The sequence below is a fragment of the Cupriavidus sp. DF5525 genome (assembly GCF_040149425.2).
In the GTDB taxonomy this organism is placed as follows: Bacteria; Pseudomonadota; Gammaproteobacteria; order Burkholderiales; family Burkholderiaceae; genus Cupriavidus; species Cupriavidus pickettii_A.
Genome location: NZ_CP168266.1, coordinates 1,821,031 through 1,844,418 on the forward strand (window position 1 = coordinate 1,821,031; position 23,388 = coordinate 1,844,418).

Annotated in this window: 24 protein-coding genes and 2 pseudogenes; 11 read left to right on the forward strand and 15 right to left on the reverse strand. The window is 66.3% G+C overall.

The features are described from left to right. Positions 1 to 13: 13 nt before the first annotated feature. Positions 14 to 1,378, forward strand: coding sequence for an MFS transporter (locus ABNX08_RS29520; protein ID WP_349608856.1), 1,365 nt, complete (start codon positions 14 to 16; stop codon positions 1,376 to 1,378). A gap of 135 nt (positions 1,379 to 1,513) precedes the next feature. On the opposite strand, the gene ycaC is transcribed toward ABNX08_RS29520, so the two are convergent. After that, complete coding sequence (gene ycaC, locus ABNX08_RS29525) at positions 1,514 to 2,140, reverse strand: isochorismate family cysteine hydrolase YcaC (protein ID WP_022539262.1); 627 nt, start codon at positions 2,138 to 2,140, stop codon at positions 1,514 to 1,516. 88 nt (positions 2,141 to 2,228) lie between these two features. Continuing rightward, a complete protein-coding gene (locus tag ABNX08_RS29530) occupies positions 2,229 to 2,906 on the reverse strand; it encodes an isochorismatase family protein (RefSeq protein ID WP_022539263.1) in 678 nt (225 codons plus the stop codon). A gap of 146 nt (positions 2,907 to 3,052) precedes the next feature. Here ABNX08_RS29530 and ABNX08_RS29535 point away from each other — a divergent pair, with 146 nt between their 5' ends. The 4 genes from ABNX08_RS29535 (at position 3,053) to ABNX08_RS29550 (ending at position 5,288) form a co-directional block, all read left to right on the forward strand. Then, positions 3,053 to 3,961, forward strand: a complete 909-nt coding sequence (locus ABNX08_RS29535; protein ID WP_374063695.1) for a LysR family transcriptional regulator — start codon at positions 3,053 to 3,055, stop codon at positions 3,959 to 3,961. 444 nt (positions 3,962 to 4,405) lie between these two features. Then, positions 4,406 to 4,660 (forward strand): hypothetical protein, encoded by a 255-nt coding sequence (locus tag ABNX08_RS29540; protein WP_022539265.1) that lies wholly within the window; start codon positions 4,406 to 4,408, stop codon positions 4,658 to 4,660. 71 nt (positions 4,661 to 4,731) lie between these two features. After that, positions 4,732 to 4,953 carry a translation initiation factor IF-1 gene (infA, locus tag ABNX08_RS29545; RefSeq protein WP_008646230.1) on the forward strand — a complete coding sequence of 74 codons (222 nt, stop codon included), beginning with the start codon at positions 4,732 to 4,734 and terminating at the stop codon, positions 4,951 to 4,953. Between the two features lie 80 nt (positions 4,954 to 5,033). After that, entirely contained in the window at positions 5,034 to 5,288 is a 255-nt protein-coding gene (locus ABNX08_RS29550) for a hypothetical protein (RefSeq protein WP_022539266.1), read from the forward strand. 49 nt (positions 5,289 to 5,337) lie between these two features. On the opposite strand, the gene ABNX08_RS29555 is transcribed toward ABNX08_RS29550, so the two are convergent. The 4 genes from ABNX08_RS29555 to ABNX08_RS29570 all read right to left on the reverse strand — a co-directional run bounded on the left by ABNX08_RS29555 (position 5,338) and on the right by ABNX08_RS29570 (position 6,900). Continuing rightward, positions 5,338 to 5,712 carry a hypothetical protein gene (locus ABNX08_RS29555; RefSeq protein WP_022539267.1) on the reverse strand — a complete coding sequence of 125 codons (375 nt, stop codon included), beginning with the start codon at positions 5,710 to 5,712 and terminating at the stop codon, positions 5,338 to 5,340. 65 nt (positions 5,713 to 5,777) lie between these two features. Continuing rightward, entirely contained in the window at positions 5,778 to 6,104 is a 327-nt protein-coding gene (locus tag ABNX08_RS29560; protein ID WP_022539268.1) for a hypothetical protein, read from the reverse strand. Between the two features lie 105 nt (positions 6,105 to 6,209). Further along, complete coding sequence (locus ABNX08_RS29565) at positions 6,210 to 6,512, reverse strand: hypothetical protein (protein ID WP_022539269.1); 303 nt, start codon at positions 6,510 to 6,512, stop codon at positions 6,210 to 6,212. A 184-nt stretch (positions 6,513 to 6,696) separates the two neighbouring features. Then, positions 6,697 to 6,900, reverse strand: a complete 204-nt coding sequence (locus tag ABNX08_RS29570; protein WP_020202065.1) for a cold-shock protein — start codon at positions 6,898 to 6,900, stop codon at positions 6,697 to 6,699. A gap of 327 nt (positions 6,901 to 7,227) precedes the next feature. Here ABNX08_RS29570 and ABNX08_RS29575 point away from each other — a divergent pair, with 327 nt between their 5' ends. Then, complete coding sequence (locus tag ABNX08_RS29575; RefSeq protein WP_022539270.1) at positions 7,228 to 7,470, forward strand: hypothetical protein; 243 nt, start codon at positions 7,228 to 7,230, stop codon at positions 7,468 to 7,470. Positions 7,471 to 7,578: 108 nt separating this feature from the next. Here ABNX08_RS29575 and ABNX08_RS29580 read toward each other — a convergent pair whose 3' ends face one another. Both ABNX08_RS29580 and ABNX08_RS29585 read right to left on the reverse strand, forming a co-directional pair. Continuing rightward, positions 7,579 to 9,816: an NADP-dependent isocitrate dehydrogenase gene (locus tag ABNX08_RS29580; protein WP_022539271.1), complete on the reverse strand. Its 2,238-nt coding sequence runs from the start codon at positions 9,814 to 9,816 to the stop codon at positions 7,579 to 7,581. Between the two features lie 407 nt (positions 9,817 to 10,223). Next, positions 10,224 to 11,765 carry a methyl-accepting chemotaxis protein gene (locus tag ABNX08_RS29585; RefSeq protein WP_022539272.1) on the reverse strand — a complete coding sequence of 514 codons (1,542 nt, stop codon included), beginning with the start codon at positions 11,763 to 11,765 and terminating at the stop codon, positions 10,224 to 10,226. Positions 11,766 to 12,056: 291 nt separating this feature from the next. On the opposite strand from ABNX08_RS29585, the gene ABNX08_RS29590 reads away from it, so the two are divergent. Beyond that, positions 12,057 to 12,488, forward strand: coding sequence for a phasin family protein (locus ABNX08_RS29590; protein ID WP_022539273.1), 432 nt, complete (start codon positions 12,057 to 12,059; stop codon positions 12,486 to 12,488). Between the two features lie 57 nt (positions 12,489 to 12,545). On the opposite strand, the gene ABNX08_RS29595 is transcribed toward ABNX08_RS29590, so the two are convergent. From ABNX08_RS29595 to ABNX08_RS29615, 5 genes and pseudogenes are all read right to left on the reverse strand, one after another. Continuing rightward, positions 12,546 to 13,457: an SDR family oxidoreductase gene (locus ABNX08_RS29595; protein ID WP_022539274.1), complete on the reverse strand. Its 912-nt coding sequence runs from the start codon at positions 13,455 to 13,457 to the stop codon at positions 12,546 to 12,548. 82 nt (positions 13,458 to 13,539) lie between these two features. Next, a complete protein-coding gene (locus ABNX08_RS29600) occupies positions 13,540 to 13,722 on the reverse strand; it encodes an EamA family transporter (RefSeq protein WP_374063731.1) in 183 nt (60 codons plus the stop codon). A 192-nt stretch (positions 13,723 to 13,914) separates the two neighbouring features. After that, positions 13,915 to 15,258: an NADP-specific glutamate dehydrogenase gene (gdhA, locus tag ABNX08_RS29605; RefSeq protein ID WP_022539276.1), complete on the reverse strand. Its 1,344-nt coding sequence runs from the start codon at positions 15,256 to 15,258 to the stop codon at positions 13,915 to 13,917. A 407-nt stretch (positions 15,259 to 15,665) separates the two neighbouring features. Beyond that, positions 15,666 to 15,821, reverse strand: a pseudogene (locus ABNX08_RS29610) (DeoR/GlpR transcriptional regulator); the annotation flags it as partial. Positions 15,822 to 15,823: 2 nt separating this feature from the next. Further along, positions 15,824 to 16,357 (reverse strand): annotated as a pseudogene (locus ABNX08_RS29615) (aldehyde dehydrogenase family protein); the annotation flags it as partial. Between the two features lie 338 nt (positions 16,358 to 16,695). Between ABNX08_RS29615 and adh the strand changes: the two are divergent. From adh to ABNX08_RS29630, 3 genes are all read left to right on the forward strand, one after another. After that, positions 16,696 to 18,216 carry an aldehyde dehydrogenase gene (gene adh, locus ABNX08_RS29620; RefSeq protein WP_022539279.1) on the forward strand — a complete coding sequence of 507 codons (1,521 nt, stop codon included), beginning with the start codon at positions 16,696 to 16,698 and terminating at the stop codon, positions 18,214 to 18,216. 96 nt (positions 18,217 to 18,312) lie between these two features. Beyond that, positions 18,313 to 19,341 (forward strand): alcohol dehydrogenase AdhP, encoded by a 1,029-nt coding sequence (gene adhP, locus ABNX08_RS29625; protein ID WP_022539280.1) that lies wholly within the window; start codon positions 18,313 to 18,315, stop codon positions 19,339 to 19,341. A 14-nt stretch (positions 19,342 to 19,355) separates the two neighbouring features. Then, positions 19,356 to 19,757, forward strand: coding sequence for a DUF779 domain-containing protein (locus ABNX08_RS29630; protein WP_022539281.1), 402 nt, complete (start codon positions 19,356 to 19,358; stop codon positions 19,755 to 19,757). 100 nt (positions 19,758 to 19,857) lie between these two features. On the opposite strand, the gene ABNX08_RS29635 is transcribed toward ABNX08_RS29630, so the two are convergent. Both ABNX08_RS29635 and ABNX08_RS29640 read right to left on the reverse strand, forming a co-directional pair. Then, a complete protein-coding gene (locus ABNX08_RS29635; RefSeq protein ID WP_022539282.1) occupies positions 19,858 to 21,822 on the reverse strand; it encodes a sigma-54-dependent Fis family transcriptional regulator in 1,965 nt (654 codons plus the stop codon). A 181-nt stretch (positions 21,823 to 22,003) separates the two neighbouring features. Beyond that, positions 22,004 to 22,246 (reverse strand): hypothetical protein, encoded by a 243-nt coding sequence (locus ABNX08_RS29640; RefSeq protein WP_010812795.1) that lies wholly within the window; start codon positions 22,244 to 22,246, stop codon positions 22,004 to 22,006. Positions 22,247 to 22,440: 194 nt separating this feature from the next. Here ABNX08_RS29640 and ABNX08_RS29645 point away from each other — a divergent pair, with 194 nt between their 5' ends. Next, on the forward strand, positions 22,441 to 23,385 hold the full coding sequence (locus ABNX08_RS29645; protein ID WP_022539283.1) for an alpha/beta hydrolase: 945 nt from the start codon (positions 22,441 to 22,443) through the stop codon (positions 23,383 to 23,385). Positions 23,386 to 23,388 lie beyond the last annotated feature (3 nt).

A 23,388-nucleotide genomic window follows, 5' to 3' on the forward strand; every position in this document is an offset into this window, starting at 1 on the left:
CCGGAGACAAACCATGCGTCAGATCGATGTCCACAAGCTGGCCGACGAGGCCCGCTTTAACCGCTTCCATGCGCTTATCCTGTTCTGGTGCGCGATCATCATCATCTTCGACGGCTATGACCTGGCCGTCGCCGGCATCGCGCTGCCATCGATCATGAAGGAAATGGGCGTGACCGCCACCAGCGCGGGCTTTATGGTCAGTTCGGCGCTGTTCGGCATGATGTTCGGCGCGATCTTCCTCGGCACCGTGGCCGACCGCATCGGCAGGCGCCGCGCTATCGCCATCTGCATCCTGCTGTTCAGCGCCTTTACCGCGGCCGCGGGCTTTACCAGTGACCCGGTGACGTTCAGCATCACGCGCTTCCTGGCGGGGCTGGGCATCGGCGGCGTGATGCCCAACGTGGTGGCGCAGATGACCGAGTACTCGCCACGCAAGCTGCGCGGCACGCTGGTGACGCTGATGTTCAGCGGCTATTCGGTCGGCGGCATGTTGGCCGCGCTGCTGGGCAAGGGGCTGATCGAGAGCTATGGCTGGCAGTCGGTTTTCCTCGCCGCCGGCCTGCCGGTGCTGCTGGTCCCGCTGGTGCTGCGCTCGCTGCCGGAGTCGATGCCCTACCTGCTCCGCACCGGCCAGACCGACGCCCTGCAATCCGTGGTATCGCGCCTGGTGCCTTCGCATCGCGCGCAAGCCGGCGACGTCTTCACGCTGGCTGCCGACGACAAGGCCGGCAGCGCGCCGATCCGCCGCCTGTTCCAGGACGGCCGCGGCTTCAGCACGGTGATGTTCTGGGTGGCGTTCTTCATGTGCCTGTTCATGGTGTACGCGCTCAGCTCGTGGCTGACAAAACTGATGGCCGGCGCGGGCTACAGCCTGGGCTCGGCGCTGACTTTCGTGCTGGTGCTGAACTTCGGCGCGATGATCGGTGCGATCGGTGGCGGCTGGCTGGCCGACCGGCTGCCGATCAAGTACGTGCTGATCGGCATGTACTCGCTGGCCGCGGTGTCGATCACGCTGCTGGGCTACCCGATGCCGAGCGCCGCGCTGTTCGTCGTGGTGGGACTGGCCGGCGCCTCCACCATCGGCACGCAGATCGTTACCTATGCCTATGCGGGCCAGTTCTACCCGATGGCGGTGCGTGGCACCGGCATCGGCTGGGCGTCGGGCGTGGGGCGCAGCGGCGCGATCCTGGCGCCGATCGTGATTGGCGTGCTGGTGGGGATGTCGCTGCCGTTGCAGCAGAACTTCATGGCGATTGCGATTCCGGCGGTGATTGCGGTGGTGGCGGTGGCGCTGATTGATAACCGGCGGTCGGCGTCGGCGCAGGCGCAGGCGGGAATTGGTGTGGTGGCGCCTGCGGCTGCGGTAAAGGAGGCTTGAGAAGCCGAGGGTGTGTAGCGGTCGTATGCCAATGCGCTGGGTGCAGGCCTCCACGCCTTGCGAACGCTCCCTTCTCCCGCAGGCGGGAGAGGGGAGCGAACCGACCGTTCGCCAGACCTATCGCGGTTCCTCAGCTTACTTCCCGCCTTTCACCGTCGTGTACGCCGTGATCAGGTTCCGATAGTCCGGAATATGGTTCGAGAACAGCGTCCCCAGCCCCTCGATATCATTGCGCCAGTCGCGGTGCAGCTCGCACGCTACGCCGAACCAAGTCATCAGCTGCGCGCCCGCATCGGACATCCGTTGCCAGGCAGAATGGCGCGTGACTTCGTTAAAGGTTCCGGAAGCATCCGTCACGACAAACACCTCGAAGCCCTCTTCGATCGCCGCCAACGCCGGGAACGCGACGCACACCTCGGTCACCACGCCGGCGATGATCAGCTGCTTCTTGCCGGTGGCGCGCACCGCGGCGACAAAGTCCTCGTTGTCCCACGCATTGATCTGGCCCGGGCGCGGGATGAACGGCGCGTCGGGGAACGTCGCCTTCAGCTCGGGCACCAGCGGGCCGTTCGGCCCGTCCTCGAAGCTGGTGGTCAGGATGGTCGGCAGCTTGAAGTACTTGGCCAGGTCAGCCAGTGCCAGCACGTTGTTCTTGAACTTGTCGGGCTCGATGTCCCGCACCAGCGACAGCAGGCCAGCCTGGTGGTCGACCATCAGGACGGCCGCCTGGCTCTTGTCCAGGCGCTTGTAGGGCTTGCTCATGGTGTGCTCCTGTGTAGGGGGGGCGCGAAGGGCATGTTCGTCATGCGGCCGCGCCCTTGGGGATATGTAGTGACTTGCGCGTCAGGCTTCAACGCCGGGAGTCCAGCACTTCATGGTTCTTCTCGACTTCCTGCGCCTTGGTATAGCTTTCGATCAGCAGGCGGTAGGCCGGGAAGATCTGCGTGTAGACCTCGGCCCATTGCTGTGCGTCGGGGCGGTTCCAGGTCTGCTGCAGTTCGGAGGCGACCGCGGCGGTGTCCATCGGCACCACGCCGGCCTGTACGATGCGCGCCAGCGTGATTTCCTGCGCCATCTTGGAATACGTGCCCGAGGCATCCACCACCGCGAATACCTTGTAGCCGTCGGCAACCGCGCTGATCGACGGGAATGCCATGCACACGCTGGTGATGGTGCCGGCAATGATCAGCGTCTTGCGGCCAGTCTCGCGCACCGCGGCGACGAAGTCGGGGTTGTCCCAGGCATTGATCTCGCCCTTGCGCGCGACATATTTCGCGTGCGGCGCGTTCTCGTGGATTTCGGGGATCAGGGGGCCGTTGGGGCCCTGCGGCACGGACGCCGTGGTGATCACCGGCAGCTTGCACAGCGTGGCCATCTTGGCCAGCGCGGCGGCTCGGGCGCGCAATTCTGGCATCGGCATGTCGCCCACGGTCTGGAACAGGCCGCTCTGGTGGTCGATCAGCAGCATGGCCGTATCGGCGGGGTCCAGGACCGGGCGCTTGCCGTTGAAATTGGCGGGGGTGGTCATTCGCATTCTCCTTGGCACGGGTTGGCGATCCGTCGGCTCCGGCAGTGCGGGCCGACCGTGGCGAAAGGATAGGTCTTGGCAGAACGCATCGGTAGGCCGGAAAATCGGCCCTCAGCGTCCTACTGGCAGGACGACAGGAGCTGCCTTTGCATCCGGACCTCAATGACCTGTACTACTTTGCGCAGGTGGTCGACTACCAGGGCTTCGCGCCGGCCGGGCGCGTGCTTGGCATCCCCAAGTCCAAGCTGAGCCGGCGCGTGGCGATGCTGGAGGAGCGGCTGGGCGTGCGGCTGATCCAGCGCTCGACGCGCCGCTTTTCTGTGACCGAGCTTGGCCAGACCTACTACGCGCACTGCAAGGCGATGCTGGTGGAAGCGGAGGCGGCGGAAAGCGCTATCGAGCGCACGCGCGCAGAACCCAGCGGGCTGGTGCGCATGACGTGTCCGGTGGCACTGCTGCATGCGCGCGTGGGCGACATGATCGCGGACTTCATGGCCGCCAACCCCAAGGTCACGGTGCACCTGGAGGCCACCAACCGCCGCGTCGACGTAGTCGCCGAAGGCGTGGACCTGGCGATCCGCGTACGCGTGCCGCCACTGGAAGACAGCGACCTGGTAATGCGCGTGCTGGCCGAACGCGCCTGGTGCATCGTCGCCAGCCCGTCATTGATGGCGGGCCACGGCCCGCTGGTGGCGCCAGCGGACCTGAATGCGCTGCCCACGCTGGACCTGGGTCCGCCGCGCGCAGCGCACGCCTGGGCCCTGCACGGGCCCGACAGCGCCAGTTTCGAGCTGCACCACAAGCCGCGGCTGGTCACGGACGACATGATTATGCTGCGCGCGGCCGCCGTTGCCGGTGCCGGCATCGTGCAGCTGCCGACGATGATGGTGACCGAGGAATTGCGTACCGGCCGGCTGGTGAAGATCCTGCCGGCGTGGTCGGTCAAGGGCGGCATGATCCACGCCGTGTTCCCGTCGCGCCGCGGGCTGTTGCCGTCGGTGCGCGAGTTGATCGATTTCCTGACACTGCGCTTTGCGCAGATCCGCGAAGACTGAGCCGCACACCGCGCGCCACTACCAGGCGCATCGCCCGTCACACCGGCAGGAAAGCGCCATACGTGGTATCATCGGCCTTCCTCCGCACGGATCGGCAGCACGCCCGACACCGTTGCGTCAGCCGCGGAACACCCCAACAAGACATACAGCCGCGGCAAATCGGGGAAGTACACCCGATACTTCACGGGCCGGATCGACGACACGATTCACGATTGGCCCATCACCCTTTCCGACCGGCGGCACGTCCGCTCCGCAACGATCGCGCCTGTACCTGGCGTATCGGCTTGCGCAGGCATGGTCCACTTCACGCCAGATTCCCCGCCTGCGCCTCGCGCCGGCCCCGACGCTGGCCCACAGCAACGGCGAACGGTCGCCATCCTGCGCCGCATGCATCGCACCGATGCACCGCGCCGCTCGCGGCCGCGCCCATGAACAGGCATCACATTGAAGCAAAGCAACCATAACCTCAGCCACGGCCATCACCACGGCCACGGCCCGTACACCGTTTCCGTCTATCCCATCCAGCAGGAACCGGGCCTCTGGTTCGCGACCTACATGATCGCGGAGTACCGCAACGGCGCCGAGCGCATCGTCGCCAACGTGGCCATGCGCCACGACACGCACCGCTCCGAGGCGCGCGCCAGGCAGGCCGCGCAGCATGCCGGCGAAAGCGCCGCGGCACGCCTGCGCCAGCAATAAACGCATACATCGGCCTGCAAGGCCTCACAACAGCGCGCGCCGTGGCGGCGCGGCTACAGCAAGGAGCCTCCTTGGCAAAAGAAGAACTGGTGGAATTTGGCGGCAAGGTATCCGAAGTCCTGCCTGACAACCGTTTTCGCGTGATCCTGGAAAACGGCTTCGAGGTGTGGGCGTACTCGTCCGGGCGCCTGAAGAAAAACCGCATCCGCGTGCTCGCGGGCGACCGTGTCACGCTGGAGATGTCGCCGTACGACCTCACCAAGGGACGCATCAACTACCGGCACAAGTCGTAGTTCACGCGTCCTCTCGTCATGGCATGCGCCCCGCCGGCGCGTGCCGTCCCGCAACGATTCATCGCAAAGGAGAACCGATCATGTCCGTCATTGAAGAATGGGAAGCCGTGCACCTGACGCCGGAAGGCTGGCAGGCAGGCAGCTACCGGCATGCGCCGTGGCAGGCAGTAGACGTCGCGCCGCCCGCATCGGGCGTGCTGACCGTGAGGCGTCACGTGACGGCCACCTATTGCGGACCGTCGCGCGCGGTGGAAGAACGCACGCCTGAAATTACCGACATGGCGCTGATCGAAGCGCTGCTGGAGCGCCACGGCGCCCCGGTCTTCGGCATCTGAACCCTGGGTTCAGCGCGTTTGGGTTGGCGAGGCCGCTGCGGCCTGCGCCTCAGCCAAGCACGCGCACATGCGGCCGGGCCGTCCTGAGCCCCGCGCCGACCGTCCTCAGCTCGCCGTCCCACGGCTCGGCGGCGAGGTCCAGCACATAGTCGCCCTCGCGCGCCTTGTCGTGCAGCTGGTCGCGCACCACCTGGCCGATGGCCAGCCGGCACAGCGCCTCGCCACTGGCAGCTAGCTGGCCCTGCAATGCTCCCGCCTCGGCCAGCACGCCGAACGAACGCCGCCCTATCCCCACGAAGCTGGTGAACAATACCCCGGTGGGGCGCTCCGCATCGATAAAGCACACCGCAACGTGATAGGTGATGCCTTTGCCCTCGCCGGGCAGGGTGCACAGAAAACCGGATGATCCCGAACGCATGTCCATGAATGGACTCCTTGCAGTCTGACGGATGGCTGGTTGCCGCCAGGCGGCATGTTTGGTACGGCGCGCTAGAGCGACGTCACGGATTCACCCGCGACCAGTCCGTTGATGATGTCTTCCCCGAACCGCAGCGCGCCGCGCCGTGCGGAGCCGATATTCTCCCAACGCGATTCGGCCATCGGGAACACGCGCGCATGGTCGCTGCCCGGCCGGTAGCCTTCGCGGCAGATCACGATCGAGGCAAGGAAGCTGGTGTCGGGCCTGGTGCGCGGCCAAGCCTGCTCGGGCCGGTGGCGGTAGACCAGGGGATAGAGATCGAAACCCTTGTAACTGGCAAAAGGCGTACTGCCAGGCAGGTTGTTGCCGGGACTGCGGCTCGGACTGCTGTCGCTCACGGCGGCTCCATGCGGCATCGTGCCGCGTTGGTGGAAAAGGTTGCTGCAATCGCGCGGAAAGTCGCGCAATGTCGCAGATAGGGGGCGCCAGGGCGTGACAGACGCTCAGGACGTCATCGGCATGCCGGGCGAAGCTATCGACATCCCCGGCACCGTGCCGTTGATGATGGCTTCGGCATAGCGCAGCGCACCGCGGCGCGCTCCACCGACGTTGTCCCAGGGCGCGGCCTCCAGGCGGAACGTGCGCGCCTGCCCGCCTTCGGGCGATTCGCCCTCCAGGCAGATCACCACCGCGGCATCGAACGAGCGGTCGGGCCGCGGCTCGGGCCATACGCGCGTGACGGCATGCTTGTACACCAGGGGATAAAGGTCATATCCCTTGTAAGTCGCAGCTGGATAGATATCCATGGCAGCCTCCGCCGTTTTGGTGGTGTTGCCCCCACTCTACGCTTGTTGCCGGGCCCGCAGTGGCTTTATTTCACTATCGCGGGAAATGGCGGCAAATGGCGGGAACAGAAAGAAAAAAGCTCCGCCTAAGCGGAGCTTTTTCTCATCGCACTGGCGCCGTGGCGCTCAGTTCAGGCGGTAAGACTCAGATCGGCTCGATCTTGGTCGCGGCCGGGCCCTTCTGGCCGACGCCGGCGACGTAGCGAACCTTCTGGCCTTCTTGCAGCGACTTGAAGCCGCTGCCTTGAATTTCGGAGAAGTGCGCGAACAGGTCGTTGCCACCTGCGTCAGGGGTAATGAAGCCAAAACCCTTCGAATCGTTAAACCACTTTACGGTACCGGTTTCCATGTTGGATTCCTCAATAATTTTTTCTCACCTGGCAAAAGCGCCGGCAAGGCATGACGATCAAGGAAGACACAAGGAGAATAAGTGGCGCCGTGTGGGCAAGCACCTGGACTTCTAGGTTGCTGCTTGAAAGATCCTGCACCCAACCTTATACAGGTGCCCCACCCTGATGTCAACGAACTTGGCCCGATTGGCCAAAAATCAATGCGGAATGTGCGGGTTGCGGGTCCCACCAGCGCACCGGTGCCGACGCGCGCCGCACATCCGGCTTGCAGGGCGTGCGGCATGCGCGCGCGTGCTACAGTGGCCCATCACACGGACCAGACACGGATGACACTCTGCACTGCCTGCCAGGCCATCGAACTTCACCTGCGCGGCGCCCCCGGGCACGCTGCCTTGCGCATCACCGATACCCAGCGCATCAAGCCGCCGGGCAAGGCCGCGGTCACCATCAGCACCTTCGTGTGCCAGGACTGCGGCACGCTATGGACCTATCGCGACCAGAAGACGGGCCCCGAACAGGGCTGGCAGGTAGTTGGCGAAGCTGAACCACCGCCGTCGGCACCGCAATAAAAAACCCCGGGCCCCACCATCGCCTGCCTGCCGGATCAACCAGCATGGCATGGCTCAGGCATGGGCCCGGGGTCGTGATCAGCCAGCCCGCGACGCGGGCCGGACCAATCAGGCTGCCACGGTCTGCAGTGCGGCGTTCAGCGTCTGGCTCGGACGCATTGCGGCGCTGAGCTTGGCGGCGTCCGGCTGGTAGTAGCCACCGATGTCCACCGGCTGGCCCTGCACGGCGGCCAGCTCACCGACGATCTTCTGCTCGTTGTCGGTCAGCGTCTTGGCCAGCGGCGCAAACTTGGCAGCCAGTTCCGCGTCATCCGACTGGGCGGCCAGTTCCTGTGCCCAGTACATCGCCAGGTAGAACTGGCTGCCGCGGTTGTCCAGCTGGCCGGTCTTGGGCGACGGGCTCTTGTTGTTGTCCAGCAGCTTGCCGGTGGCAGCATCCAGCGTCTTGGCCAGGATCTTGGCCTTGGCATTGCCGGTCTTGATGCCAACGTCTTCCAGCGACACCGCCAGCGCCAGAAACTCACCCAGCGAATCCCAGCGCAGGTGGTTTTCTTCCACCAGCTGCTTGACGTGTTTCGGAGCCGAACCGCCGGCGCCGGTTTCATACATGCCGCCACCAGCCATCAGCGGCACGATCGACAGCATCTTGGCGCTGGTGCCCAGTTCCATGATCGGGAACAGGTCGGTCAGGTAGTCGCGCAGGATGTTGCCGGTCACCGAGATGGTGTCCAGGCCGCGGATCACGCGCTCCAGCGTGTAGCGCATGGCGCGCACCTGCGACATGATCTGGATATCCAGGCCGTTGGTGTCGTAGTCCTTCAGGTAGGCCTCGACCTTCTTGATCAGCTCGGCCTCGTGCGGACGGTACGGGTCCAGCCAGAACACGGCCGGCATGCCCGAGTTGCGCGCGCGCGTGACGGCCAGCTTGACCCAGTCGCGGATCGGCGCGTCCTTGACCTGGCACATGCGCCAGATGTCGCCCTGTTCGACATTCTGCGTCAGCAGCACTTCACCGGTGGCCAGGTCGACGATGTTGGCGACGCCGTCTTCGGTGATCTCGAAGGTCTTGTCGTGCGAACCGTACTCTTCGGCCTTCTGCGCCATCAGGCCGACGTTCGGCACCGTGCCCATGGTGGTCGGGTCGAAGTTGCCGTTGGTCTTGCAGAAGTTGATGATCTCTTGATAGATGCGGGCGAAGGTGCTTTCCGGGATCACGGCCTTGGTGTCCTTCGGACGGCCGTCGGCGCCCCACATCTTGCCGCCGATGCGGATCATGGCCGGCATCGAGGCATCGACGATCACGTCGTTGGGCGCGTGCAGGTTCGAAATGCCCTTGGCCGAATCCACCATCGCCAGTTCCGGGCGATGCTCGTGGCAGGCGTGCAGGTCGCGGATGATCTCTTCGCGCTTGGAGCTGGGCAGCGACTCAATCTTCTCGTACAGGTTGACCAGGCCGTTGTTGACGTTCACGCCCAGTTCGTCGAACAGCGCGCCGTGCTTGGCGAAGGCTTCCTTGTAGAAGATCTTGACGGCGTGACCGAACACGATCGGGTGCGACACCTTCATCATGGTCGCCTTGACGTGCAGCGACAGCATCACGCCGGTCTGGCGCGCGTCTTCGAACTGCTCCTCATAGAAGGCGCACAGGGCCTTCTTGCTCATGAACATGCTGTCGATGATCTCGCCGTCCTGCAGCGAAACCTTGGGCTTGAGCACGATGGTCTTGCCGCTCCTGGTGACCAGCTCCATCTTGACGTCGCGGGCCTTGTCCAGGGTCATGGACTTTTCGCCGTGGTAGAAGTCGCCGTGCTTCATGTGGGCCACGTGCGTGCGCGAGGCCATGCTCCACTCGCCCATGCTGTGCGGGTGCTTGCGCGCGTAGTTCTTGACCGCGGCGGGGGCGCGGCGGTCGGAGTTGCCTTCGCGCAGGACCGGGTTCACGGCGCTGCCCAGGCACTTGGAATAGCGCTTCTGGATGGCCTTCTCTTCGTCGGTCTTCGGGTCTTCCGGATAGTCCGGCACCTTGTAGCCCTTGCCTTGCAGTTCGCGGATGGCGCTGACCAGCTGGTGCACCGAGGCGCTGATGTTCGGCAGCTTGATGATGTTGGTGTCCGGCGACTGCGTCAGCTTGCCCAGCTCGGCCAGGTTGTCCGGCACGCGCTGTTCTTCGGTCAGGAATTCGGAAAACTCGCCCAGGATACGGCCAGCCACCGAGATGTCGCTGGTGGTGACGTTGATGCCGGCGGGCTTGGTAAACGTCTGGATGATCGGGAGGAACGCACTGGTCGCCAGCAGCGGAGCTTCGTCGGTCAGCGTGTAGATGATGGTGGGTTGCTGGATACTCATTGCTTCTCTCAGATCCTCGAACGGGTGGTGGGACATCCGCCTGCTGGGTCACAGCGGGGCAGCAAAAATAGAATTTTGCCTCAGTTTCCTTTCGCGAGACGGAAAACCACTGGATTTTGCGCGGCAATCGTTCAGAAAATCGGCCGGCTGTTCGCGTACTGGCACGGTCGTTCGCTAATTGCACCGCTACGGTGCCTTCGGGGACGCGTTATCGCGCCCCGGCATGGCGCGTGCGCCCCACAGATCACAGACTTGTCAAACTTCAACGCCAAGGAGACACAATGTCTCGACATTTGCCGCTGGTCCCCGTGGCCTTCGGGGGAGCCTGGCCCCCGCCCCTCGCCAATACATAGACATAGCTGAGGGGAGAAACAAGGCGGCGCTGATGCGCCACCGCCCTCTCGGCCTCAGGCGGCCAGCCTGAACGTCGACACCGCTTCCTTCAGACGCTGCGCCTGCTCCTCCAGCGAGCCGGCCGCCGCGGCGGCCTCTTCCACCAACGCGGCGTTCTGCTGCGTGGCGGTGTCCATCTGCGTGACGGCCTGATTGACTTGCTCGATCCCGGCACTCTGCTCCGCCGACGCCGCGCTGATTTCGCCCATGATGTCGGTCACTCGCTTGACCGCAGCGACGATCTCTTCCATGGTCTGCCCCGACTGCGTCACCAGCATGGAGCCCTTCTCGACGCGATCCACCGAATCCCCGATCAGCGCCTTGATCTCCTTCGCGGCAGTAGCGCTGCGCTGCGCCAGGCTCCGCACCTCGCCCGCCACCACGGCAAAACCACGCCCCTGCTCGCCGGCACGCGCGGCTTCCACCGCGGCGTTCAGTGCCAGGATATTGGTCTGGAAGGCAATGCCCTCGATCACGGCAATGATGTCGACCACCTTCTTCGACGCGCCGTTGATCTCTTCCATGGTGTCGGCCACCTTGCCCGCGACCTCGCCGCCCTTCTCGGCGATGTCGGAGGCATTGACCGCCAGCGTGCTGGCCTGGCGCGCGTTGTCCGCGTTCTGGCGCACGATGCTGGTCAGCTCTTCCATGCTGGCCGCGGTCTGCTGCAGCGACGAGGCCTGTTCCTCCGTGCGCTGCGACAGGTCGGTGTTGCCGGCCGCGATCTGGCTGGTGCCGGAGACGATCGACTCGGTGCCGGCGCGCACCTGGCGCACGATGCGCAGGATATTGGCGTTCATGTCCGCCAGCGCCTGCAGCAACTGGCCGGTCTCGTCGCGGCTATCCACATCGATGCGGCTGGTCAGGTCGCCCGATGCCACGGTGCGCGCCACGGCCACCGCGCGATGCAGCGGGCGCGTGATGCCGATGGTCAGCCAGACCGAAAATGCGATGCCGATGGCCAGCACCACCGCGCCAACCCCGATCAGGCTGTTGCGCGAGTTGACGTAGATGCCGTTGATCTCGCGCGCGGTGGCGTCGATGCTGGCGCGCTGGATGTCGAGCAGCTTCTGGATCTCGGCCAGGTAGGCGTCGCCCGCGGGCACGAACTCGTTCTCCAGCACCTGGTTGGCCTCTTCGGTCAGGCCTTCCTGCTTGAGCCTGGTGATCTTGTCGCGGCCGTTGTTGTACGGGTCGCGCACGCTGAAGATCTTCTGGAACGCGGCCTTCTCTTCTTCCGAGCTGAGCAGCAGCTTTATCTTGTCGCGCAGCGCGGCAATGCCTTCGATCGACGCCTTGGTCTCGGCGGCGAAGAATGCGCCCAGCGACGGGTCGGCGCTGCGCGCCACCGCCGTGGTGCGGCGCACGCTGGTGTGCATGAGCCGGTACCAGTCGCTGACCAGCCGCTCCTTGGTCAGCGGCTGCTGCATCATCGCGTGGGTGCGTTCAGCCACCTGTTGCAGGCGCATCATGCCGAATACCGTCATGAGCGCCGAAAGCAGCAATACCACCCCAAAGCCGATGCCGAGGCGGACCCCGATGCCTAGATTCTTCATTTTTTCTACCTGATTAGGACTGTTTACGGCGAGGTGCCGGCCCGGGACCATCGCTCGGCGCGGCATTCTTCGCTCTCATCGTCCGCTGGCGGGCCGGGTCGGCTACGCACGTGCGGGCTATGGATGCCAACGGCGTGGGGCAGCGAAACTTTAGGGTCTTCCTCGATTGACGGCTAGAAGTGTGCGGATACCGGTTATAGTGGAGTGAAACCGGCCCAGGCCAGGTGGCGCAACGCTTCGCGGCGCCCCGCCCTGCCACCCTGTCCGCCTTTCCACCCGAGGAGATCCAGCATGGCCACGCCCCCCAATCCTTTTGCAGATTTCACCAAGATGATGGAACAGTTCCGCCTGCCAGGCGTGGACATGAGCGCCGTGATCGAAGCACGCCGCAAGGACATCGAGGCCCTGACCGAGGCCAACAAGCTGGCCTACGAGGGCATCCAGGCGGTGATGCAGAAGCAGCAGGAGATCTTTACCAAGACCATGCAGCAGCTGCAGGCCGCGGCGCAGCAATACACCACGGCCGGCAACCCGGCCGAGGCCATGGCCAAGCACAGCGAACTGGTGCAGCAGACGCTGCACCAGGCGTTCGAGAACATGCGCGAGCTGGCCGAGACGGCGCAGAAGGCACAGGCCGAAGCGCTCACCGTGATCGGCAAGCGCGCTGAGCAGAACGTGAAGGAGGCGGGCGCGCTGTTCCAGCCGCCCAAATCGAAAGGCTAACGATCGCAACCGCTGACGCGGGAGACGGCTGACGCTGAACGGCCCACCGGCGGTCGTTCAGCGATAGCCGGTGGTGTCGGCAGGCTTGCCCGCGTCCTGCACTTCCGGCACATAGCGCCAGGCATCCGGCTGGCTGCCGTCGGCATCGGTAAAACCATACACGCGCGCCAGTTGTCCGCTGGACAGCGACTGGCCATTCCAGCGCGCCACGTCCGGGTCTTGCGCCAGCGCGGCCACGGCGCGGCCGACGAATAGCGGGCTTTCCGAGATTGCGAAGTGTGGCTGGATCCGGGTGGCGTCGCGCCAGTTGGCTTCGGTCACGCGATAGGCGTCGAGCATCGCCTCCGAGCGCAGCCAGCCCGGGCTCAGGCTCACCGCCGTGCCACCGTGCGGCGCGAGCTCATGCGCCAGGGCAAACGCCATGCGGCCCACCGCCGCCTTGGCCAGGTCGTAGAAGAAGGACACGCGGTAGTTGTGCGCGTTGTATTCGGCGGTGCCGTCGGTGACTTCGACCACCAGCCCGCCGCGCGTTTCGATCAGCAGCGGCAGCGCGCAGTGGCTGGTGATAACGTGGGTATCCACGCCGAGCCGCAGCGTGCGCAGCCCATAGTCCAGGTCGGACTCCCACACGGTCTTGTTCCACTCCATCCTGGTCGCGCCCCAGATATCGTTGACCAGGATATCGAGCCGCCCCTGCTCGCGCCGGATGCGTTCGACCAGTGCCTGCACCTCGGCCGGCACCAGGTGATCGACCCGCACGGCGATGCCGCGCCCGCCGGCGTCATCGACCATTTCCGCGGTTTCCTCGATTGTCTCCGGCCGGTTCATCTCAGAACGCGCGGCACGCGTGGTACGCCCCGTCACGTAGACCGCCGCCCCGCCTTCGCCTAGCGCAACGGCAATGCCGCGTCCCGCCCCGCGGGTGGCGCCGGCAACCAGCGCAACCTTGCCTGCCAGTGGCTTGTCCATGCCGCGCTCCTTCCGGGTGGATGGACGGCTATTGTGGCAAGTTCCGGGGCGGTGCGCCATGCCTTGCGCCAGCGCCGCGGCGCTACCGCCGCAGGCTCAGCACGATCACCCAGGCCGCCACCAGCGCGATGCCCAGCCACTCGCGTGGCGCGGGCCGCTCGCCCAGGAACAGAACCGCGAACACCGCCACCAGCACCGGGCTGAACGTGTCGACCGGCGCCACCTTCGACGCGTCACCGATCTGCAGCGCGCGGAAGTAGCACACCCACAAGGCGCGAATTCACAGGAATGGCCATCGCTGCGACCCCTGTCCTCGCCGTTAGCCTGCCGCACATTGACAGCAAGATCCTGAAAGGTTCAGGCCTTGCCGGATGACGCCGCCGGCGCGAACTCAGCCCCGACCGATCGCGCTACGCCGTCGGTATTGCACCGGCCGGCGTTGCGCCGGCCGTTTGGCTCAGATCACGCCCTGCGCCAGCATCGCGTCCGCCACCTTGACGAAGCCCGCGATATTCGCGCCTTCGACATAGTTGATGTAGCCATCCGCCTTCTGCCCGTGGTGGATGCAGTTCTGGTGGATGTCCTTCATGATCGCGTGCAGCTTCTCGTCGACCTCGGCGTGGTGCCAGGACAGGCGCATCGCGTTCTGCGACATCTCCAGGCCGGACGTAGCAACGCCGCCGGCGTTGCTGGCCTTGCCCGGTGCATAGAGGATCTTCGCATCGACAAATCGGTCCACCGCTTCCAGCGTCGACGGCATGTTGGCGCCCTCCGCCACGCAGATCACGCCATTGCCGAGCAGCGTTTCGGCGTCATTGCCGTCCACCTCGTTCTGCGTCGCGCACGGCAGCGCCACGTCCGCCGGCACGTGCCACGGGGTACGGCCGGCTTGGAAGGTCATGCCGTGGCGGGCAGCGAAGTCCGACAGGCGGCCGCGCTCTTCGTTCTTGAAGGCCATCACTTCTGCCAGTTGCTCGCTGGTCATGCCCTCCGGGTAGTGCAGTACGCCGCCCGAGTCGGACAGTGTCAGCACCGTCGCGCCCAGTTCGATCGCCTTCTCGGCCGCGTACTGCGCCACGTTGCCCGAGCCGGAGATCAGCACGCGCAGGCCGTCAAAGGCACGGCCGCGCTTGTGCAGCATTTCCTGGGCGAAGTAGACCGTGCCGTAGCCGGTGGCTTCCGGGCGCATCAGGCTGCCGCCATAGGCCAGGCCCTTGCCGGTGAAGACGCAGGCAGACTGGTTGGACAGCTTCTTCATCATGCCGGCCATGAAGCCGACTTCACGCGCGCCCACGCCGATATCGCCGGCCGGGATATCGGTGTCCGGGCCCAGGTGGCGGTACAGCTCGGTCACCAGCGCCTGGCAGAAGCGCATCACCTCGCCGTCGGACTTGCCCTTGGGATCGAAGTCGGAGCCGCCCTTGCCACCGCCCATCGGCAGCGTGGTCAGCGCGTTCTTGAAGGTCTGCTCGAAGCCCAGGAACTTCAGCACCGACAGGTTCACCGTCGGGTGGAAGCGCATGCCGCCCTTGAACGGGCCGATTGCGGAGCTGTGCTGCACGCGGAAGGCGCGGTTGACCTGCACGCGGTTCTGGTCGTCGGTCCAGGACACGCGGAACTGGATCACGCGCTCGGGCTCCACCAGCCGCTCGAGCAGGGCCTGGTCGGCATAGCGCGGATTGCGCTCGACGAACGGCCAGAGCGTCATCATCACTTCCTTCACGGCCTGGAGGAATTCAGGTTGATTGGGGTCGCGGCGGGCAACCCCCGCCAGGAATGCGTCAAGGGAGGGAGAACTCACGGTTGTCTCTGCTGTGCTGGGTACTGTGGCTGGATCCGGCCGCCTTGCCGGTCGATGCCGGTCTCTTGTGCCGTTTGGCGTTGCGCCGATGGAAGGTGGGTGGCCTCCGGTTGTCCATACATTCACGGCGCACCGTGCCTGTCGGACAACATGAAACTGTAGCACCAGCATGGGGCATGTGACAGTCAAAACACCTGTGACAGCGGCGAGAAAGCCGCATTCTGGTGCAGACGTTGGGGATTTCCGTGCGATCAGCGGACAGCCCAACGCGCCGTGGCAATTCAGGCAATCAGCAGCTTAGTACCGCATTCCTTCAGCGCCGCTCCCAGCTCCGGCTCCGGCGCCATGTCCGTGATCAGCCAGGCAGCCTGGTCGAAATGCTTGATGGTCACACCTGTATTGCGCCCGAACTTGGTATGGTCGGCCACCACGCAGGGCACGTCGGAGGCCAGCAGCATGCGGCTGCGCAGTTCGGCCGCGGCGCGCGAGAAGTCGCAGATCTCGCCGCGCGGCGTGACGCCGCCGATGCCGATAAAGGCGAAATCGGTGTGGTAGCGGGACAACTGTATTCCGCCTTGCTAGCGATGTACTTGCCGATCGCCACGCCGCCGGTGAAGGTCACCAGGTCCACCGACGGGTGCGTGATCCGCTCGTCGGCAATCTCGCGCGGGTCGCCGGTGACCACCTGGAACATCTGCGGCGGCAGGCCGGCCTCGTACAGCAGGTCGGCCAGGTAGTACGCCGACAGCGGCACCTTCTCCGAGGGCTTGAGCACCATGCGCTTGTTGGTGGCGATCGACGGCGCGACCTTGTGCGCGACCTGGTTCATCGGGTGGTTGAACGGCGTGATGGCACAGATCACGCCCGGCAGCGGCTCGCGCTGCGTCATCACGCTGCGCTTCTTGCCGTGCGGCATCAGGTCGCACGAGAACATCTGGCCGTCGTCGCGCAGCGCCTCGGTCGCGGCAAAGCCCAGCACGTCGGCGACGCGGCCGATCTCGTAAAGCGAGTCCTTCCTGGACAGGCCGGACTCGAGCGTGATCAGGTCCGAAGCTTCCTCGGAGCGCTCGCGCAGCAGCGCCGCGGCGCGGTTCAGGATGGCGGCGCACGATGCCGGGTCGTACGGCGCGCGCAGGTGCACGCGCACGGGCAGCGGCTCGTCGGCCACGTCGACGTGGTAGCGGCCGCCCTCGCGTCCCGGCCCAAGGCCTGACGAGCAACTGTTCCATTCTGGAACACCTGCTGTCACGCGCTGGCACACCGCTGCTACCGCGTGACACATCCGGCGCGGGCGCAGGCACCCGCCACGGCGTTTTCCCCGGCTTTTCCGCCAGTTTTACGCCGGTTTCCGCTCCGGCACACCTCTTGCGATCTGCCTGCCGTGCGCACGGCGCGAGGCCGTGACGACACCACACAGATCAACGAACGGAGCGAGACATGAATATGGCGGAAATCGCCCAGCTGGGCGTCAGCAACCCCTACAAGCAACAGTACGAGAACTTCATCGGCGGCGCCTGGGTGCCGCCCGCCGGTGGCGAGTACTTTGAGTCGATCACGCCGATCACAGGCAAGCCGTTCACGCGCGTGCCGCGCTCCAACCAGCAGGATGTCGATGCCGCGCTGGACGCCGCGCACGCCGCCAAGGCCGCCTGGGCGCGCACCTCCACCACCGAGCGCGCCAATATCCTGAACCGCATCGCCGACCGCATCGAGGCCAACCTGACGCTGCTGGCCGTGGCCGAGACCATCGACAACGGCAAGCCGGTGCGCGAGACCTGCGCCGCCGACCTGCCGCTGGCGGTCGACCACTTCCGCTACTTTGCCAGCTGCATCCGCTCGCAGGAAGGCGGCATCTCCGAGATCGATGCCGACACCGTGGCCTACCACTTCCATGAGCCGCTGGGCGTGGTCGGCCAGATCATCCCGTGGAACTTCCCGCTGCTGATGGCCACGTGGAAGCTGGCCCCGGCGCTGGCGGCCGGCAACTGCGTGGTGCTCAAGCCCGCCGAGCAGACCCCCGCCTCGATCCTGGTGCTGATGGAACTGATCGGCGACCTGCTGCCGCCGGGCGTGGTCAACGTGATCAACGGCTTCGGGCTGGAAGCCGGCAAGCCGCTGGCATCGAGCCCGCGCATCAGCAAGGTGGCCTTCACCGGCGAGACCACCACCGGGCGCCTGATCATGCAATACGCCTCGCAGAACCTGATCCCGGTGACGCTGGAACTGGGCGGCAAGTCGCCGAACATCTTCTTCGAGGACGTGCTGGCCGCCGACGACGCCTTCTTCGACAAGGCGCTGGAAGGCTTCGCCATGTTCGCGCTGAACCAGGGCGAGGTCTGCACCTGCCCGTCGCGCGCGCTGATCCAGGAATCGATCTACGACCGCTTCATGGAGCGCGCGCTCAAGCGCGTGGCGGCGATCCGCCAGGGGCATCCGCTCGACAAGGGCACCATGATCGGCGCGCAGGCATCGGCCGAACAACTCGAGAAGATCCTGTCGTACATCGACCTGGGACGCAAGGAAGGCGCGCAGTGCCTGACAGGCGGCGAGCGCAATGCGCTGGACGGCGACCTCGCCGGCGGCTACTACGTGAAGCCGACGGTATTCGCCGGCCACAACAAGATGCGCATCTTCCAGGAAGAGATCTTCGGGCCGGTGGTCTCGGTGACGACCTTCAAGGACGAGGAAGAAGCCCTGGCGATCGCCAACGACACGCTCTACGGCCTGGGCGCAGGCGTGTGGACGCGTGACGGCGCGCGCGCATTCCGCATGGGGCGCGGCATCCAGGCTGGCCGCGTGTGGACCAACTGCTACCATGCCTATCCGGCGCATGCGGCGTTCGGGGGATACAAGCAGTCCGGCATCGGCCGTGAGAACCATCGCATGATGCTCGATCACTACCAGCAAACCAAGAACCTGCTGGTGAGCTACAGCCCCAACGCTCTCGGATTTTTCTGACGATGCGCAAGGCACGCTGCCATGTGCGTGCCATGATCGGATTGAGCCCCGCGGGCGCGGGGCCAACCCGATCAGGGAGTCATTCAAGGAGTCGAGATGCCTGCCATGATGAAAGCTGCAGTGGTGCGAGAGTTCGGCGCGCCGCTGACGATCGATGAAGTTCCTGTTCCGCAACCCGGTCCCGGCCAGATCCAGGTGAAGATTGAGGCCTCCGGTGTCTGCCACACCGACCTGCACGCCGCCGACGGCGACTGGCCGGTCAAACCCACGCTGCCCTTTATCCCCGGCCATGAAGGCGTGGGCTTTGTCTCTGCCGTCGGCAGCGGCGTCACCCGCGTGAAGGAAGGCGACCGCGTCGGCGTGCCCTGGCTGTACAGTGCCTGCGGCTATTGCGAGCACTGCCTGCAGGGCTGGGAGACGCTGTGCGAGAAGCAGCAGAACACCGGTTATTCCGTCAACGGCGGCTACGGTGAATATGTCGTTGCCGATCCCAACTACGTGGGCCTGCTGCCCGACAAGATCGGCTTTGTCGAGATCGCGCCGATCCTGTGCGCGGGCGTCACGGTCTACAAGGGCCTGAAGGTCACCGATACGCGGCCGGGCCAGTGGGTGGTGATCTCCGGCATCGGCGGCCTGGGCCACGTGGCTGTGCAGTATGCGCGGGCGATGGGGCTGCGCGTGGCCGCGGTGGACATCGATGACGAGAAGCTCGCACTCGCAAGCCGGCTCGGCGCGGAGGCGACCGTCAACGCGCGCACTACCGATCCTGCCGCGTGGCTGCAGAAAGAGATCGGCGGCGCACATGGCGTGCTGGTGACCGCGGTGTCGCCGATCGCGTTCTCGCAGGCCATCGGCATGGTGCGCCGCGGCGGCACGATCGCGCTCAACGGCCTGCCGCCGGGCGAGTTCGCCACGCCGATCTTCGACGTGGTGCTCAAGGGCATCACCATCCGCGGCTCCATCGTCGGCACGCGCAGCGATCTGCAGGAGTCGCTGGACTTTGCCGCGCATGGCGACGTCAAGGCCACGGTGTCGACCGCGAAACTCGACGATATCAACGATGTGCTCGGGCGACTGCGCGAGGGCAAGATCGAAGGGCGCGTGGTGCTGGACCTGGCCGCGTGAGCGGGAGACAGGCCATGCCGTCATTCGTTCCTGGTTCGGCCGATGCGCCTGTTGCGCGCGTCGTTGCGACGCCCGCCGCGCTCGCGCTGGTCGCGCAACTGCGCGCGCGGCATGGCCCGCTGATGTTCCACCAGTCCGGCGGCTGCTGCGACGGCAGTGCGCCGATGTGCTACCCGGCCGGCGAACTGCTGGTGGGGCAGGCTGATGTGTGCCTGGGCGAGATCGGCGGCGCGCCGTTCTATATGACGCGCGCGCAGTTCGAGTACTGGCAGCACACGCGGCTGGTGATAGACGTGGTGCCGGGGGCGGGTGGGATGTTTTCGCTGGAGGGGCCGACTGGGCTGCGGTTTCTGACGCGGTCGGAGTTGTTCAGTGATGAGGAGGCGGCTTGGCTGGCTGCGCAGGCGGGGTTGTGAGCTGCCTCACTGTTCGCGCTAGCCAACTGGGTGCTCCCTCTCCCGTTTGCGGGAGAGGGAGCAAACGGGAGATGAAACGCGTCAGCGCTTGTGCAACGCCTCAGCCCTCAGACCCCGGCTCGTCATCCAGCCCTTCCTTCAACCTCCGATAGATCGTATTGCGCGAAACCCCCAGCTCGCGGGCGGCATGACTGACATTGCCACCATGCCGCGCCAGCGTCTGGCGGATAACGCCCGCTTCCCAGTCGCGCATGCGCCCGGCGGCTGCCGCGGTCCCGGTCGCTGGCGTTGACCGGGCAGCCGACGTGTCCTCACAGCGTTCCGCGTCGTCGTCGCACTCCTGCTCAAACCCTTCCGGCAGGTGCTCGCAGCCGATCTCCGCCTCCCCTTCCGCCAGGATCGCCGCCGTTCGCAACACATTGGCAAGCTGCCGGATATTCCCCGGCCACGGATGCCGCCGCAGCAGCGCCAGCACCTCTGCGCCAACTCGCAACGGCACCTCCGTGCCAGTCTCTTCCCGTTGCCGCTGCAAAATGCGCTCCACCAGCACCGGCAGGTCGCTGCGCTCGCACAGCGACGGCAGCGTCACGGCTAGCGCATTGATGCGGTAGTACAGGTCCTCACGGAAGGAACCATCGGCAATCATCGCCCGCAGGTCCCGGTGGGTGGCACAGACCACCCGCACATCAACCGGCATCGCGCGCGCACCGCCCAGCGGCGTGACCGCGCGCTCCTGCAGCACCCGCATCAGCCGCACCTGCTGCGCCAGCGGCATGTCGCCGATCTCGTCGAGGAACAGCGTGCCGCCATGCGCCTGCGCCAGCTTGCCTACGCAGCCGCGGCGGCGCGCGCCGGTGAAGGCACCCTCTTCGTAGCCGAACAGCTCGGCCTCGATCAGCGACTCGGGGATGGCCGCGCAGTTGACAGCGACAAAAGGCCCGTTGCCGCGCGGCGAGGCGGCGTGGATGGCGCGCGCCAGCCATTCCTTGCCGGTGCCGGTGCGGCCCTGGACCAGGATGGGAATATCGCGCCCGCTGACCTTGCGCACGCGGCGCAGCACCGCGGCCACGGCGGCATCGCCGGTGTCGAGCGCGGCCAGCGCCGGCGGCAGCGGGTCGTCGGCGACTGGCTGGCGCACCGTCACCGGCGCGGCCAGGTATTCGACGCGCGCGAACACCTGGACCCGGCTCGGCAGCGTCAGCACCTGCAGCGATCCGGCCGAGGTGGCGCGCGCCTGCATCGCCACGCGCACCGGCTGGCCGAACAGCTCGGCGAATCCAGACAGCGCCAGCGCCTGCGGCGCCAGCCCGAGCTGGAACAGCCCGCTGCGGTTGGCGGCCAGGAAGGCGCCGTCGGGCGTGAACGCCGCCATGCCCTCGAACAGCGTGCCGACGAACTCCGGGCGCGCATGAAAGCGCACCAGCACCGCCTCGGGGAAATGGTTGGCGAACAGGTGGTTCTCGATCATCTGCGCCGACATGCGCACCAGCGCCATGGTGTGGCGATGGAAGCCGCGATGGTCGCCGCTGACGTCGAGCGCGCCCAGGATCGCGCCGGTCGGGCCGGCGATCGGCGCGCACGAGCAGGTGAGCTGGTGGTTGGCCTGCAGGAAGTGCTCGCTGGCGTGGATGATGGTGGGACGGGCCTCGGCCAGCGCGGTGCCGATGGCGTTGGTGCCCTTGCTGGGTTCGGCCCATGACACGCCCGGCGCCAGCGCCACGCGCCGGGCGCGCCCGACGAAATCGCCGTCGCCCAGGCTGTGCAGGATCACGCCGCTGCTGTCGGTCAGCAGCACCATGCTGTCGGTATTGGCGATCTGCGCGTGCAGGGTCTCCATCACCGGCAGCGCATGGCGGTACAGGTCGCGGCTGGCATCGACCAGTTCGCCCAGTGCGCGCACGCCGGCGATGTCGAAGTCCGGCGCATGGCGCGCGTCGAGTCCGAAGCCGGCCGAGCGCGCATGGGAGCGGGCGATCAGGCCGGCGCGGTCGGCGTCGGCCGGGTCGACGGCCTGGAGCGCAGCGTCGGCGGCAGGATGGTCAGCAGAACGGGCGGCACGATGCATGACGGCGGGTCTCCTGTGCTGGCAGACGGCGCGCATCGCAAAAGGCTTAGCGGCCGCTGCCCTGCCGTCCCGTGTCGCGTACCGTGCAGGCGTGTGCTGCGGCAGGCCGGGCGGCTTTATCCGGCAACCATAGCACAGGGCGGGGCCCCTGTATCAGGCCCGGCGGCCCGGGCCCGCGCCATCAGCGTTTTTCGTCGAGCAGGTCGTTCAGGATCTCGTCGAACGTGGCCTGCGCGTCCTCCAGCGCCTGCAGGGCCGCATCGAAGGTCTGCAGTGCGAGCTTGGACGGCTTGCCGCTGCCCTGCGGCGGGTAGTGGGCCTGCAGGGCGGTGAATGCCACCTGGACCTGCCGCGTCGCCGCGACGACGCGTTCCATTGCCTGCGCCTCTTCGGCGCGGTACTGCTCGTGCTTCTGCTCGCTCATGCTTGTCAGCTCCGTTTGCGCGTCGTTGGGTGTGGGGGGTGCGCGCGCCTGAATGAGGCATATCGTACAAGAACTGCGCCGGCTGGCTTGCGCTGCGGCCTCGCGCCTGACAAAAATGAGGTAGGCTGCGCGGCTAGGCGGCAAGGCCTGCGCCCCCGGGGCGCCACGCCAGGCCGCGACACCGTGGACGAGCCATGAAATTCCCCACCCGCCGCGCGCTGGCGGCAGCGCTGGTCACCGCCGGCGGCTTCGCCAGCTACTGGACCTACCTGACGCTCAACCAGGAACGGCTGTTGTTCGCCGTGCGCCGGCGCCCGCCGCGCGACCTGCCCGACGGCATCATCGGCTATTCGCACCGGATCCCCGGCGGCGTGGTGCGCGGCTACATCTACCAGGCGCCCGGCGACACCGTGCTCGACCTCTTGTTCTACCTGCCCGGCCGCGGAGAGGATGTGCTCGAAACGCTGCAATACGCGCGTTGGCTGCCGGCCGGCATGGGCTTCGCCACCTACGACTACCGCGGCCTGGGTCATTCCGACGGCCGCCCGTCCGAGGCCGCCGCGGTGGCTGATGCCAGCCAGTTCCTGCTGCACGTGCGACGTGTCTTTCCCGACACCCGCGTGCATGTGGTGGGCCGCAGCCTTGGCACCGGTGTCGCGATCCAGCTGGCGGACCTGCAGGATTTCGAGAGCCTGCAGTTGGTCACGCCCTACGACTCGCTGCTGGAGCTGGTGGGCAAGCGTTTCCCACTGGTGCCGCTGCGCCAGCTGATGCGTCACCATTTCGATTCGATCTCGCACTGCAAGAAGGTCGTGCAGAGCACCAAGGTGCTGCTGGCCGAGACCGACGAGGTGGTACCACACGAGTGCTCCGAGCGCCTGATGGCCGCATGGCCCGGACCGGTGGCGCTGCAGACCATGCCAGGCACGGATCACTTCACCATCATCGAACGCGAGGAAACCTGGCTGGCGTTGTGCGAATTCGCGCAGCAAAACAGCGAGGCCCGCTTGCGCGTCGGGGCGGCGCAGCCCGAGGAAGCGCCGGCATTACCGGCATTACCGGCATTACCCCCAGCACCGGCAGCACCGGCCGAACACGACGAGGACGGCTGCCCGCTGCCGCTGGCCGCGTCCCGATAACCG